The 13,685-nt window shown below is 64.4% G+C and carries 14 protein-coding genes and 1 pseudogene; 10 read left to right on the forward strand and 5 right to left on the reverse strand.

The window, feature by feature from the left end; genetic code table 11:
• Window positions 1-343, forward strand: a 343-nt coding sequence (locus Q427_RS29175; RefSeq protein WP_197030737.1) for a peptidoglycan-binding domain-containing protein, incomplete at its 5' end; no start/stop codon positions are given.
• On the forward strand, window positions 307-1,005 hold the full coding sequence (locus Q427_RS18595) for a hypothetical protein (protein WP_155833621.1): 699 nt from the start codon (window positions 307-309) through the stop codon (window positions 1,003-1,005). The genes Q427_RS29175 and Q427_RS18595, both read left to right, overlap by 37 nt.
• A 486-nt stretch (window positions 1,006-1,491) precedes the next feature.
• Here the strand turns inward: Q427_RS18595 and Q427_RS18600 are convergent, their stop codons facing one another.
• A complete protein-coding gene (locus tag Q427_RS18600) occupies window positions 1,492-1,710 on the reverse strand; it encodes a glycine zipper 2TM domain-containing protein (RefSeq protein ID WP_043516593.1) in 219 nt (72 codons plus the stop codon).
• 176 nt (window positions 1,711-1,886) lie between these two features.
• Here Q427_RS18600 and Q427_RS18605 point away from each other — a divergent pair, with 176 nt between their 5' ends.
• Together Q427_RS18605 and nadA are read left to right on the forward strand one after the other, a co-directional pair.
• Window positions 1,887-2,606, forward strand: a complete 720-nt coding sequence (locus tag Q427_RS18605; RefSeq protein ID WP_043516594.1) for a Crp/Fnr family transcriptional regulator — start codon at window positions 1,887-1,889, stop codon at window positions 2,604-2,606.
• A gap of 291 nt (window positions 2,607-2,897) precedes the next feature.
• Entirely contained in the window at window positions 2,898-3,926 is a 1,029-nt protein-coding gene (nadA, locus tag Q427_RS18610) for a quinolinate synthase NadA (RefSeq protein ID WP_043516596.1), read from the forward strand.
• A gap of 178 nt (window positions 3,927-4,104) precedes the next feature.
• Here nadA and Q427_RS18615 read toward each other — a convergent pair whose 3' ends face one another.
• A complete protein-coding gene (locus Q427_RS18615; RefSeq protein ID WP_043516598.1) occupies window positions 4,105-5,553 on the reverse strand; it encodes a M48 family metalloprotease in 1,449 nt (482 codons plus the stop codon).
• Window positions 5,554-5,698: 145 nt separating this feature from the next.
• On the opposite strand from Q427_RS18615, the gene Q427_RS18620 reads away from it, so the two are divergent.
• Window positions 5,699-5,947 (forward strand): sulfurtransferase TusA family protein, encoded by a 249-nt coding sequence (locus tag Q427_RS18620; protein ID WP_043516599.1) that lies wholly within the window; start codon window positions 5,699-5,701, stop codon window positions 5,945-5,947.
• Window positions 5,944-7,047, forward strand: coding sequence for an AI-2E family transporter (locus Q427_RS18625; protein WP_043516600.1), 1,104 nt, complete (start codon window positions 5,944-5,946; stop codon window positions 7,045-7,047). The genes Q427_RS18620 and Q427_RS18625 overlap by 4 nt, the downstream gene beginning before the upstream one ends.
• A gap of 62 nt (window positions 7,048-7,109) precedes the next feature.
• On the opposite strand, the pseudogene Q427_RS18630 reads toward Q427_RS18625, so the two are convergent.
• Window positions 7,110-7,585, reverse strand: a pseudogene (locus Q427_RS18630) (peroxiredoxin).
• Window positions 7,586-7,766: 181 nt separating this feature from the next.
• Between Q427_RS18630 and dapA the strand changes: the two are divergent.
• The 3 genes from dapA (at window position 7,767) to purC (ending at window position 11,249) form a co-directional block, all read left to right on the forward strand.
• On the forward strand, window positions 7,767-8,651 hold the full coding sequence (gene dapA / locus Q427_RS18635) for a 4-hydroxy-tetrahydrodipicolinate synthase (protein WP_043510491.1): 885 nt from the start codon (window positions 7,767-7,769) through the stop codon (window positions 8,649-8,651).
• Between the two features lie 1,024 nt (window positions 8,652-9,675).
• Entirely contained in the window at window positions 9,676-10,491 is an 816-nt protein-coding gene (locus Q427_RS18645) for an MBL fold metallo-hydrolase (RefSeq protein ID WP_051496520.1), read from the forward strand.
• A 44-nt stretch (window positions 10,492-10,535) separates the two neighbouring features.
• The gene (gene purC, locus Q427_RS18650) at window positions 10,536-11,249 is read left to right on the forward strand and encodes a phosphoribosylaminoimidazolesuccinocarboxamide synthase (RefSeq protein WP_043516601.1); all 714 of its coding nucleotides are present in this window, start codon (window positions 10,536-10,538) and stop codon (window positions 11,247-11,249) included.
• A 119-nt stretch (window positions 11,250-11,368) separates the two neighbouring features.
• Here the strand turns inward: purC and tsaA are convergent, their stop codons facing one another.
• Window positions 11,369-12,106 (reverse strand): tRNA (N6-threonylcarbamoyladenosine(37)-N6)-methyltransferase TrmO, encoded by a 738-nt coding sequence (gene tsaA / locus Q427_RS18655; protein WP_043516605.1) that lies wholly within the window; start codon window positions 12,104-12,106, stop codon window positions 11,369-11,371.
• 95 nt (window positions 12,107-12,201) lie between these two features.
• On the opposite strand from tsaA, the gene Q427_RS18660 reads away from it, so the two are divergent.
• Complete coding sequence (locus Q427_RS18660; RefSeq protein WP_043516606.1) at window positions 12,202-12,729, forward strand: GNAT family N-acetyltransferase; 528 nt, start codon at window positions 12,202-12,204, stop codon at window positions 12,727-12,729.
• Between the two features lie 7 nt (window positions 12,730-12,736).
• On the opposite strand, the gene nadC is transcribed toward Q427_RS18660, so the two are convergent.
• Window positions 12,737-13,579: a carboxylating nicotinate-nucleotide diphosphorylase gene (gene nadC / locus Q427_RS18665; RefSeq protein ID WP_043516602.1), complete on the reverse strand. Its 843-nt coding sequence runs from the start codon at window positions 13,577-13,579 to the stop codon at window positions 12,737-12,739.
• Window positions 13,580-13,685: the final 106 nt, after the last annotated feature.

Below are 13,685 nucleotides of genomic sequence, written 5' to 3' on the forward strand. Positions count from 1 at the left end.
GCAGCAGGCGGCCCGTGGCTGGCAGGCGAGGGAGCCTGCCACGGCAGCCACTCCCGAACCGCGGCGTCCGGAGACCCTGTCGGGCCGGGAGCTCGTCGCCGAGACACAGCGTGAACTCAATCGGCTTGGCTACGATGCCGGTCCGGTCGATGGCCTGATGGGTGCGCGGACCCGCAATGCCATTCGCTCCTATCAGGGACAGGCCGGCCTTGCCCGGGATGCTCAACCTACGCCGCAACTGCTGGCAAGACTACGCCAGTCCGGGCGTGCCTCTGCACAGGTACCAGCGCAGGCACCATCCGAGCCGTGCCGACGGAGTCTGCGCCGGCTGAGGCGCCGGTAAGGGTTGCCTTGCAGGACGACTTCAATGATGGCGACTACCACCGCAACCCTGCCTGGACCGTGCTAAGCGGCGACTTCCGCATCGATCGCAACGGCTTGCGCAGCGTGGTCGAGGTGCCGGACGAGAGAGCCCCGGCGCGCCGGAGCCTGAGCTCCGACCGGCCCGAGGAGGTCGGCCTTGCCATGCTGAAACTGATCCTCGAACAGACGGGCAGTGTTCAGCCCGAAGCAGCACCGGTAGCCGCAGAGACCGCCAGGATCTTCGTTGCGTCACCGATCCGCAACGCCTTCGAAATGGAGCTGGACCTGGCTTCCCGCCAGAAAGTGGGTAGCCTCGAACTGGGAGTCTTTCAGGGCAACAGTTCGGGCGCCGGATACCGGCTGGTCTATCGCCCCGATACGCGCCCCGGGCTGAGCCTGATCAGGGTCACCAGCAACGGTAGCGATGTGATCGCCAGCAGCGATGGGGCAATCAACCTGGAGGACGACCGCTTCCATACCCTGGCCTGGACCCGTGACGAGGATGGCGAGATGCGAATCAGTGTCGACGGACGACGTGTCATCCAGGCACGCGACACAAGTTTCCGGGAGCGCTTCCAGGGCTTCGTATTCGCCAATCATGGCGGCGACTATAGCCTGGGCCGGATACGCGTGGAGGACTGAGAAGGGGGCAGCACGAAGGTCAGTCAGCAAGAAAGGGCCCATCGGGGCCCTTTCTTGTTGGATTCCAGAGATTCACTGAATCTCGTCTTTTGGGTCTGTCTAGCGCAAGCCGAGCGCCGATAGCACGACCAGCACGATCACCACAGCTCCGACGATCCATACGATATTGTACATAGAGCCTCCTTTCATCATCAGCGACCGATGCCTGAGTCGATATCGGTGTGCCCGATGGTTCTTGAATAGTAGGTTGTCAAGCGCTTGGCGTCGGTGCGCTAGCCAACGTACCAGAGGCCGAGTTGGCAGGGTGGCGCCGCACTCCTTGCGACGCGTAGCGCGACATCCTGTCTAGGCACTTCCTTTGCCACACTCAAGTTGATCGTAGCCCCCCCCAGGGGGGGGCTACTGTGCGGTGGCGAACGTTAGGGCAGTATAGGTTTCCCCATGCGGCGGCGGTCACTCCCCGCGCTGGCGTGTCTGGTGTAAAGACTACGGCTTGCTGATCTCGTGACCGATGACGCCACCCACTGCCGCACCACCCACGGTGCCGATAGCGGAGCCCCCGGTGAGTACTGAACCACCTACGGCACCCACGCCGGCGCCTATCGCGGTGCCCTTGTCCTGCTTGGACATGCCGGAGCAGGCGGATAGTGAAAGCACGAGCAGGAAGGAGGCAGAGACAAGCAGGAGATGTTTGATGTGTTTCATGGCGGTATCACTCGGGTTAAGGGGGCTTGCTCGCAGCGGGAGTTACCTGAGGGCGGCGCGGCTACGATCGAACGCCTCCTTCATCATAAAGGTAGGATGAGAGTGTTTACCGTGAGGTGACGCACATAGTCGTGACGAAATAGCTCAGACACTGGCGCACAAAGGGAGGGCTTGGGATGTCGGCACCATCATATGATCCGCGAAATCAGCTGCTGGGACTGTTGCCGGAGGAGGAGCTGGCGCGGCTGTTACCCCATCTCGAGCGCGTGCACTTGCCCTTGGGGAAATCGCTGAGTGAATCCGGTGGCGTGATGCAGCATGTCTATTTCCCGCTGGATGCCATCGTGTCGTTGCTCTGCGTGATGAAGGACGGCGCCTCCACGGAAATCGCGGTGGTGGGCTATGAAGGAATCGTTGGCGTGTCACTGTTCATGGGCGGGGAGACGACGCCGAGTCGAGCCATCGTGCAGAGCGCCGGCGAGGCCTACCGCCTCAAGGGGCAGCGCCTCAAGGATGAGTTCTATCTCGCCGGTGTGTTGCAGCGGCTGCTGCTTCGCTATACCCAGGCACTGTTGACCCAGATGGCCCAGACGGCGGTGTGCAATCGCCACCATACGGTCGACCAGCAGCTCTGTCGCTGGCTGCTGCTGAGCCTGGACCGGCTGCCAGGTGACGAATTGGTCATGACCCAGGAGCTGATCGCGAACATGCTGGGGGTGCGTCGGGAAGGGGTGACCGAATCGGCAGGCAAGCTCCAGCGGGCGGGCCTGATATCCTATCATCGTGGGCATATCAAGGTGCTTGACCGGCCGGGTCTCGAAGCGAGAGTCTGCGAGTGCTACGCGGTCGTCAAGGAAGAATACGATCGTTTGCTGGATCGTCGATCCCTAATGTAGTCCCGGACACATGCAGCTGTCGTATCGACTCTGTCAGCTAGCGTGTTGCTGCCCGTTAGCGATATACACAGGTGCTGGGCTATCACCTCTGACGCACCTAGTGCAAACATGGCCGGTTAATGAGGTGCTGGGGGAGCAATTGCCTTGTATTGTGGTCTAGAATAGAAGGAGAGGCCAAGTTGGCGAGAGACGCCGCCTGGGCCCCAGGCGCATCGCCCGCACGGATCGTGCGATTCGCGATGTACCCGATACACGCAGGGGGAGCCCCTGCCAGTCACAGTGGTAGACACGATGACGATCATGACTTCCAGGGCCGAGGTGCGTAGCCACCTCGCCCGCGCCTATTGCCCCACCCGGATTCCCGCCGAGGACGACGTTCGCGTCGCCGAGATCAAGCGGCTGCTCCAGGAGCAGAATGCGGTGCTGGTGGCCCACTACTATACCGACGATGCCATTCAGCAGTTGGCCGAAGAGACTGGCGGCTGTGTCGCCGACTCCCTGGAAATGGCGCGCTTCGGCGCACGCCACGAAGCCGACACCCTGGTGGTTGCCGGGGTGCGCTTCATGGGCGAGACCGCCAAGATCCTGTCGCCCGAGAAACGGGTGCTGATGCCGACCCTGGAAGCGACCTGCTCGCTGGACATCGGCTGCCCTGCCGACGAGTTCGCCGCTTTCTGCGATGCCCACCCCGATCGCACGGTGGTGGTCTATGCCAATACCTCGGCGGCGGTGAAGGCCCGTGCCGACTGGGTGGTGACCTCCTCCATTGCGGTGGACGTCATCGAGCACCTGCAGGTCCGCGGCGAGAAGATCCTCTGGGCGCCGGACAAGCACCTGGGGGGCTATATCCAGCAGAAGACCGGTGCCGACATGCTGCTCTGGGACGGTGCCTGCATCGTCCACGAGGAGTTCAAGGCCAAGGGGATCGAGGACTTGAAGGCGCTCTATCCGGAAGCGGCAGTCCTGGTGCACCCCGAGTCGCCGGCCGCGGTGGTCGAGCTTGCCAATGTGACGGGTTCGACGTCCCAGCTGATCAAGGCGGCCAAGGAGCTGCCCCATGACAAGCTGATCGTGGCCACCGACCGTGGCATCTTCTTCAAGATGCAGCAGGCGGTGCCGGGCAAGACGCTCTTCGAGGCGCCTACCGCCGGTAGCGGTGCGACCTGCAAGAGCTGCGCCCACTGCCCCTGGATGGCGATGAACGCGCTGGACAACATGGCCGGTGCCCTGCGCGAGGGCAGCGGCGAGATCTTCGTCGATGATGCCCTGCGCCACGCTGCCCTCAAGCCCCTGGAGCGCATGCTCAATTTCCAGAAGTAAGATTTCTTCTTTCCAAACGAAAGTCGCAACTGCCGACGAGTCAGCGGCGCCGGGGACAGGCTAAAGCGGAGGTCATCCTTCAGGGATGAAGGATGTAGCGCCCAGGGATGGGTTTACAGCGCCTCCGCGGTGGCCTGTCGACGGATCAGCCGCGGACCTTCCCAATCCCGACAGACTCCTAGAACTTCTCCATCGTTTCGCGATAACCCACGAAATCCTCGCGGCGCTGTGTGATACGGCCGGCGGCATTGGTGTCGCCGCTTCGCTCGGCGACCTGCTTGGCCACGTCGAGCTGGCGAATGGCCTGGTCGATGCTGCCGGTCAGCTGCATATGCTCGGCCCGGGCGAGATGGCCCCAGGCTTCGCGATCGCTGCGGCCCGCGGCCTCGGCGAGCAGGGTGAAGACCTGCGGGTCCTCCGGGCGCCGTTCGGAAAGGTCACGCAGGACGCGATACGCTTCGTTGGGATCCCGTTGCAGCAGCGCTTCTCCCAGGATGCGTGTGGCAGGCATGTAGCCCGGCATCAGCCGCAGCTGGCGCCGGCTCCGTTCGATGGCATCGTCATAGCGGCCGGCATCGAAGGCGACCTCCGCGGCGCTGGCGGGAATCATGGCCAGGTCGGGCAGTTCGCGGGCCAGTCCATCCAGGGCGGCGAGGGCGCTGTCGGTGTTGCCCCGTTGGGCTTCGGCCAGGGCGTCCAGGTAGCGCCTGGCGGCATCCGGGGCGCTGTCCTGTGCCAGGCGATTGACCGCTTGCTGTGGGTCGCGCTGGTGGATCGTCAGCAGGGCGCGGGCACGAATCAGGTGATAGGTTGGCCCACTGTTGCGTGAATCGGCGGCCTCCAGCTGCGAGGCCCGCGCCTCGGCATCGCTGATGCGGGATTCGGTCAGCGGATGGGTGAGCAGGAATTCCGGGGGGTTGCCGCCCTGGAGGCTGGCCTGGCGCTGCATGGCGCGGAACATGCGAACCATGGCATGGGGGTCGAATCCGGCCTGTGACATGGCTTGCAGGCCGATCCGATCGGCCTCCTGCTCGAAGCGGCGCGAGTAGGCCAATCGGTCCTGGATAAAGGCCGCCTGCGAGCCCATGGCGGCGGCGACACCGGCATCGCCGCCCCCGCTAACTGCGATCAGCATGCCGGCCAGCATGGCCGCCATGGCGGGRATCTGGGTCTGTTCGGCGCGGGCCTGGCCGCGTGCATAGTGGCGCTGGGAGAGGTGGCCCAGCTCGTGGGCCAGCACCGAAGCCACCGCGTCCTCCTCGTCGGCGAAGGCGAACAGGCCGGCATTCAGGCCGATGACACCGCCGGGTACGGCGAAGGCATTGAGCGTGCGACTATCCACCAGCGTCACGACCGTGCGGGAGCCATCGACACCGCTGTGGGGAACCAGACGGGCCAGCAGTGACTCCACATAGTCCTGGGCGATGGGATCCTGCCACTGGGGCGCGCGGGCGCGGAACTGGCGTAGCCAGGCACGGCCCAGGCGATACTCTTCACCGCTCACGGCCTGGCTGCCGGTCGTCAGGCTGGGCAGGCCGTAGTCATCCGTGGCGCCTGCCGGACCGGTCAGGGCAAGTGACAGCACCATGGCGCTACCGGTCAGGAAGGTGCGGATGTTACGCAGCATGGCCAACCTCGTCATAATGGACGATCGAATGCTTATCCGACATTGATTCGACCTGTAAAGTGCCTTTAAATCTCAAGGGTTTTGGCGTTCGCTGCAAGAGCGTCCCCCCTTATTTGCGATAACCTGCATTCTCCCGGGAGTTACCATGGCTGTGCAACCAGATGACGTGCTCGACGCCTGCGGCCTGCCGTGTCCGCTGCCGCTGCTGAAGGCGAAGCAGGCATTGGCCAGGCTCGAGGCCGGCCAACTGCTCGAGGTCATGGCCACCGATGCGGGTTCCTGGCGCGACTTCGAGACCTTCGCCGAACAGAGCATCCACGAGCTGGTGGAGCGTGAAGAGCGCGGCGAGGTATTTCACTACTGGATTCGCAAGGGCGGGGAGTCTGCTTCATGACCCTGCGTCAGGTCTTCAAGAGCTGGGTAGACCATTATTTCTCCGATGAGGAGGCGGTGATCCTGCTGGTGGTGCTGATACTGGGCTTCGCGGTGGTGATCCTGTTCGGTCGCATGCTGGCGCCCTTTCTCACCGCCCTGGTGATTGCCTTCCTGTTGCAGGGGGGCGTCAATGCCATGACGCGCCGAGGGGTGCCCCACCTGCTGTCGGTGGTCGTGGTGTTCCTGGGCTTCATCGGCATACTGCTGGCGCTGGCCTTCATCCTGATGCCGCTGATATGGAATCAGCTGGTGGGCCTGGTCCAGGAGACGCCGCGCATGTTCGCCAGCAGCCAGCGCTGGCTGGGCGACGTGCAGGAGCGCTACCCCAACCTGGTGACACCGGACCAGGTGCAGGAGTGGATCGGGGTCGCCGGGCGGGAGATGACCCAGTTCGGTCAGCGGATGCTGACCTTATCGCTTGCCTCGCTGGGCAATGTCCTGGCGCTGATCATCTACCTGGTGCTGGTGCCCATCCTGGTTTTCTTTCTGCTCAAGGACCGCGACCAGCTGGTGGCATTCACGCTATCGCTGATGCCCCAGAAGCGTCACCTGATGACCCGCATCTGGCATGAGATGGACGACCAGATCGCCAACTACGTGCGCGGCAAGTTCATCGAGATCATCATCGTCGGTACCGTGACGTTCTTCACCTTCGCTTTCTTCGGTCTGCCCTATTCGGCATTGCTGGCGGTACTGGTGGGATTCTCGGTGCTGGTGCCCTATATCGGTGCCGCCGTGGCGACGCTGCCGGTGGCGGCGGTGGCCGGCTTTCATTTCGGGCTCAGCGATCAGTTCCTCTACGTCCTGATTGCCTATGGCATCATCCAGGCGCTGGATGGCAATGTGCTGGTGCCGATCCTGTTTTCCGAGGCGGTCAACCTGCACCCGGTATCGATCATCGTGGCGGTGCTCTTCTTCGGCGGTATCTGGGGCTTCTGGGGCATCTTCTTTGCCATTCCACTCGCTACCCTGCTCAAGGCGCTGGTCTATGCCTGGCCCCGCGGCATCAAGCAGCGCCAGGCGGAAGAGAGCGCCGTTGAGGAGTGGGTCGAGGAGTGAAGCGAGAGTCAAGGTGAGAGGGCGGCGGGCACCCGCCCGGCTTGCCGGGCGGGTGCTGACGTTCAGCCGCCGGCATGCAGGGCCTGGGCGGCCTGGAGCACCTCATCGGCATGGCCGGGGACCTTGACGCCGCGCCACTCTCTGGTCAGCCTGCCTCGGCATCGATCAGGAAGGTGCTCCGCTCGATGCCCATGTGCTCCTTGCCATAGAGCTTCTTGAGCTTGATCACATCGAACAGCCGGCAGACGGTTTCGTCCTTGTCGGATATCAGCTCGAAATTGAAGGCCTGCTTGGCCTTGAAGTTCTCCTGGGCACGAATGCCGTCGCGGGAGGCGCCGAAGACGACTGTATTGGCGGCCTCGAAGGCGCTCATGCGGTCGCGAAAATCGCCGCCCTCGGTGGTGCAGCCGGGCGTGCTGGCCTTGGGATAGAAGAAGATGACCACTTGCCGACCCTTGAGGTCGGCTAAGGTGACGGTCGTATCGCCGGTGGCGGTGGCGGTGAAGTCCGGAGCGGGTTGGCCGATGGCAAGCGTCATGTCGGGGATCCTTGGCTTGTGGTAAGGCCCTGATTACACGCAACAGGGCCACGTCTGTCAAAGTCTCCGGCGCATGCCGCTGTACACTCTTCGACCGCCTGAGTACCATTTACCTTTTGCTTCGATGGGGCCTGCTGATAATCGGCGCCCAAGAGCGGCATGAGCGGAGAGGAACGAGAGGATGATCACTGGCAGTATCGTCGCCCTGGCGACGCCGATGAAGGTCAATGGCGACATCGACTGGGAGGCGCTGCGCCGCTTGGTGAACTTCCACCTCGACAATGGCACCGATGGCATTGTCGCGGCCGGCACCACCGGTGAACCCACCACCATGTCGTTTGCCGAACATTTCGACGTGATCCGCACCGTGGTGGAGGAGGTCAACGGCCGCATCCCGGTCATCGCCGGTACCGGGGCCAATGCCACCTCCGAGGCGGTCGAGCTGGCCCGCTATGCCAGCGAGGTGGGGGCAGACTACTGTCTCTCGGTGTGCCCCTACTACAACAAGCCGACCCAGGAAGGGCTGTATCAGCACTTCAAGGCGGTGGCCGTGGGCAGCCAGCTGCCGGTCATTCTCTACAACGTGCCGGGCCGCACCTGTTCGGATCTGTACAACGAGACCGTACTGCGCCTGGCCGAGGTCGACAATATCATTGGCCTGAAGGATGCCACCGGCAACCTGGAGCGTGCCGAGGACCTGATCGGTCGTCTCAAGGGTAGTGGTTTCATGCTCTACTCCGGTGACGACGCCACCGCCTGCGATTTCATGCTGATGGGTGGCAATGGCGATATCTCGGTGACCGCCAATGTCGCGCCCAGGGCCATGCACGAGCTGTGTGCTGCCGCCGTGGCCGGCGATGCCGACAAGGCGCACCAGATCAACACCCGGCTGATGCCGCTGCATACCAACCTGGGCATCGAGTCCAACCCGATCCCCGTCAAGTGGGCCTTGCACCGCATGGGGCTGTTGGAGCCGGGCATTCGACTGCCGCTGACCTGGCTGTCCGAGAAGTACCACTCGACCGTGGGTGAGGCCCTGCAACTGGCAGGAGTGACAGACGACTGACGCTGCGCCCGGACCCGATATCCCGACGCCCCGATTAACACGATGCAAGGTGGATGCATGAATTCTGCGCTGAAATGGATGCCGCTGGTGGCGGTGATCGCCCTGGCAACCGCTGGCTGCGCACGCGATGGCTTCTATGATGACCGTAATATCGACTATGTGGAGGCCCAGCGCAGTGCGCCTCTGGTCCTGCCGGAAGGTCGTAATGTCGAGCGCTATCGGGATGCCATGCCGGTGCCGGAGGCAAGTCGCACGCTGCGCTCCAGTGAGCGCTTCAGTGCGCCCAGCCCCGAGCGCCTGGTTTCCGGTCGTGCGGTGGAGCGGGACTATGTCGAACGCCGCGAAATCGGCAGCGACCGCTGGCTGGTGGTGGGGGCGGACCCCGGCATGGTCTGGCCTCAGCTGCAGGACTTCGCTCGAGCCCGTGGCCTGCAGGTCCAGGCCAGTGACGATACACGCGGCGTGCTGGAGACCGACCAGGGTCGCCTGAGCGTTCGACAAGGCCTGCGCCAGGGTGACAGTGAAGTGCGCTGCGACCAGGTGGGTCGGCCGGTGGCCGCCTGCCTGGACGCCCTGGAGCAGCACTTCAGTGCACGCAGCGCCACGGCCAGTGCCGCTTCCCTGGCCGGTCAGCAGATCGCCGCCGAAGACCGCCTGCGCCTGGAGCAGCGCGGCGATGGCGAGTGGGTCGTGCGGATTCCGCTGGATATCGATCGTGTCTGGGCCGAGCTGAGCCACCAGCTTGAAGCCGACTTCACGGTAGAGGATCGCCGCGAGCTCCTGGAGCAGAATCCTCAGAGCCATGACTTCCTGATCAGCTACATGACCGCCTCCGAGCGTGATCGTGGGATGGTGCAGATCATCATGAGCCGGATGTGCGCCAGATGCCGCAGCAGATTCGCCTGGCACTGGAGTCCGACGGGCCGGAGCGGACGACACTGCGAGCCATCAACGAGAGTGAGCGGCGCTTCACGGAAGGCGATGCCCGTGAGCTGCTGGAGCGGGTGGCAGGCCTGCTGCGCTGATGCCTCGGCTGTCCGCTGGCGAACCGGTATCGGTCGCCCCGCTGTCGGGGCGGCTGCGCTTCGCGTCGCTGGGCAGCGGCAGCAAGGGCAATGCCACCCTGGTCAGCGACGGCGAAGCCTGGGTTCTGGTCGACTGTGGGTTCGGTCTGCGCGAGACCGAGCGCAGGCTGGCGCGGCTGGATATTCATCCGCGCCAATTGGATGCCGTGCTGGTGACCCATGAGCATGGTGACCACCTGCGCGGCGTGGGGCCGCTGGCGCGCCGCCATGGCGTGCCGGTGTACATGACGCCGGGCACCTGGCTCTCCGGGCGCCTGGGTGAGGTGCCGCAGCTACACTGGATCACACCGCAGTCGCGTTTCGCGATCAAGGGACTGCTCGTCGACCCGATCACGGTGCCCCATGACGCACGCGAGCCGATCCAGTTCCGTTTCGAGGCGGACGGTTGCCATCTCGGTGTGCTGACCGACCTGGGGTACCCCAGCGATCATGTGGCAGAGGCCTTTCGTGGCTGCGACGCGCTGATTCTCGAATGCAACCACGATCCTCACCTGCTGCAGACGGGACCCTATCCGCCGACGCTCAAGCGTCGCGTGGGCGGCAACTGGGGGCATTTGGCCAACGGCCAGGCGGCTGCACTGCTTGCCCGTCTGGGGCTGGATCGCCTGCAGCGTATCGTCTGCTCGCATCTTTCCGAACACAACAATCGCCCCGAGCTGGCGCTCGAGGCGCTGACGCCACTGCTGGATGGCGATGCCTCCCGTCTGACGATTGCCCCTCAGGATTCCGGGCTGCACTGGCAGGCGGTGAGCTGAGCGCCATCCCTATCGTCATGCGTTAACCCTTTCTGGAGACCCCCATGGAAAAGCGCCACGAACTCTATGCCGGCAAGGCCAAGTCGGTCTTTGCCACCGATGACCCGGATCGTGTGGTCCTGCAGTTTCGCGATGACACCAGTGCCTTTGACGGCGAGCGCATGGAATCGCTGGCGCGCAAGGGCATGGTCAACAACCGCTTCAACGCCTTTATCATGGGGAAGCTCGAGGCGGCTGGCATTCCGACCCACTTCGAGCGTTGCCTCTCCGATACCGAGAGCCTGGTCAAGACTCTCACGATGATCCCGGTGGAGTGCGTGGTGCGCAATATCGCCGCCGGTGGGCTGGTCAAGCGACTCGGCGTGGAGGAGGGTCGCGAGCTCTCGCCGCCCACCTTCGAGCTGTTTCTCAAGAACGACGCCCTGCATGACCCGATGATCAACGAGTCGCTGGCGGAGACCTTCGGCTGGGCCACCCCCGAGCAGCTGGCCGAGATGAAGGCGCTGACCTTCAAGGTCAACGCGGTGCTCAAGCAGCTCTTTGCCGACGGGGGCCTGCTGCTGGTGGACTACAAGCTGGAGTTCGGGTTGTTCAAGGGGCGGATCGTGCTGGGGGATGAGTTCTCACCGGATGGCTGCCGCCTGTGGGACGCCGAGACACGCAACAAGATGGACAAGGACCGCTTCCGCCAAGGCCTTGGTGGCGTGATCGAGGCCTACGAGGAAGTGGGGCGGCGCATCGGCGTGGACTTTACCTAGGCGTCAGGTGCCACTGAGTCAGGGGCGACTGTCAAAACAGTCGTCGCTGGCCAGACGTCACTGACCTGGCGTAGATGAAAAAGGGCCCTTCGGGGCCCTTTCTCGTTGGCGGCAGCCGCTCAGGTTGGCTCGATCTCGACGACGCTGACGCCCGGTCCTTCCACGTCGTCTCTGACCTGGAAGCGAACGTCAACGTCGCGCAGCCGCACGCCATAGACCCGTGCTTCGCCCTCCTTGCGGCCCGCGCCGTGATACGCCGGTCGCGGGTCCTGGGCCAGGACCTGGATGATCAGCTCGCGCAGCGAGTCGCCGTCGGACCGCGCTGCCAGGATGGCTTCCGCATTGGCCGAGAAGCCTACCGGGAGCCGTGGCGGCGGGTCAGGGGCGAAACCGGCACGGGCTTCGGGGCGCGCTTCCGCCCAGGGCAGGTAAGGCTTGATGTCGAGCACCGGGGTGCCACTGACCAGGTCGCATCCACGCAGTTCGAGGGATACCCCGCGTCGGGTATCGATGTCGATCAGTTCCACCAGCGATAGCCCGAGGCGGTTGGGGCGGTGGGTGCTGCGGCTGGCGAAGACGCCGACCCGGGCGTTGCCTCCCAGCCGGGGCGGACGTACCAGCGGCACCCAGCGCCGGTCGGGGCTAAGGTGGAAGATGAAGGTCAGCCACAGGTGGCTGAAGGCGTCCAGCCCGCGAACGGCGAGCGGGTCATCGAAGGGAGGCGACAGCACCAGTCGAGCGCGGGCGGCCGTCGCCAGGCCCGGCTGCCGGGGAATGCCGAACTTGTCGGGGAAGTCGCTGGCGATATGGCCGATGGGTTGCATCGGGAAGTCGGCGTCAGGCTGTGCAGGAGTCATGGCGACGATTATGCCCACCATTGGCCACGCCGGCGAGCTTGTGTAACCTGCGAGCCGGGCTTGTCATACACAGCAGGAACAGCGGGGTGGAAACGATGACAACCAAGGAAGCGCCAGCGGCGCCTGCCCAGTCTCCACGGATCATCTATCGCCAGGCCATGGCCCGCGATGGAGCCGACCAGGCCGAAGTCTTCCACCATGCCATCATGCAGGGGGCGGCGGCGCACTATAGCGTGAAGCAGCGTGAAGCCTGGGCGAACTTGCTGCCGCGTGAGGCGAGCGTCTGGGTGGCGCGCCAGGCGCTCTATACCACACTGGTCGCCGCCTGCGACGGACGCTGCGTGGGCTTTCTCGAGCTGAACATGCCCCAGGCTCATATCGAGACGCTCTATGTCTGGCCCTCTCTGGCACGGCGGGGCATCGGCACCAACCTGCTGGTGCATGCCAAGCGACTGCTGCTGGAGAACGGGTGCGGAAGGGTCACCATCGAGGCCAGCCTGGTGCTGGCCGACAGCCTGCTCCGTCGTGGCTGGCAGGAACGTGGCGACCAGCGGGTGGCCCATGACGGCGAGCCGCTTCCCCGCCGACGACTGGAGAAGCGGCTGATGGCCGTGGAGACCTGAGCGCCCCTCAACCGACGATGCGCATCGAAAGGTCTATCGCCTTGATGTCCTTGGTCAGGGCCCCGCTGGAGATGCAGTCGACGCCGGTGTCGGCGATGGCGCGCAGGGTGGTGTCATCCACGTTGCCTGATGCTTCCAGGGTGGCTCGCCCGGCATTGCGCTTGACCGCCTCGCGCATGTCCTCCAGCGAGAAGTTGTCGAGCATCACGATATCGGCGCCGGCGGTTAGTGCCTGATCGAGTTCCTCGAAATTCTCCACCTCCACCTCCACCGGCAGGTCGCTGGCAATGCGTCGGGCGGCCGTGACCGCCGCCTCGATACCACCGCAGGCAGCGATGTGGTTTTCCTTGATCAGGAAGGCATCGTAAAGCCCGATGCGATGGTTGTGGCCGCCGCCACAGGTGACCGCATATTTCTGCGCCAGGCGCAGGCCGGGCAGGGTCTTGCGGGTGTCGAGCAGGCGCACGCCGGTGCCTTCAAGCAGCTCCACGTAATGACGGGTGCGGGTGGCGGTGGCCGACAGCGATTGCAGCAGGTTCAGCGCGGCCCGCTCGCCCGTGAGCAGGCTGCGGGCGGGTCCCTCGAGTTCAAGAAAGCACTGGCCCGCTTCCAGCGGATCGCCGTCGGCGGCGCTCCAGCGCAGGGTGACGCTGACGTCGAGTCGGCGAAAGAGTTCCTCGACCCAGGCCATGCCGCAGAGTACTGCCGGCTCGCGGGTAATCACCCGGGCGCTTGCCCACTGGGTGTCGGGAATCAGTTGGGCGGTGATGTCGCCGGGGCCGACATCCTCTGCCAGCAGGTGAGCCGCGCTGGCGCGGATCTCTTCGACAAGGGCATCCTGATAATGCATGGGGGGCCTTTTCGGTTTACAGGGCGCATGGGCAAGGAGCTGCAAGACCGTCATTATAGGGAACAAGAGCGAGGGCGTCAGGGGAGCGATATGAGAATCGACATGG

This window comes from Halomonas sp. BC04 (genome assembly GCF_000568385.1).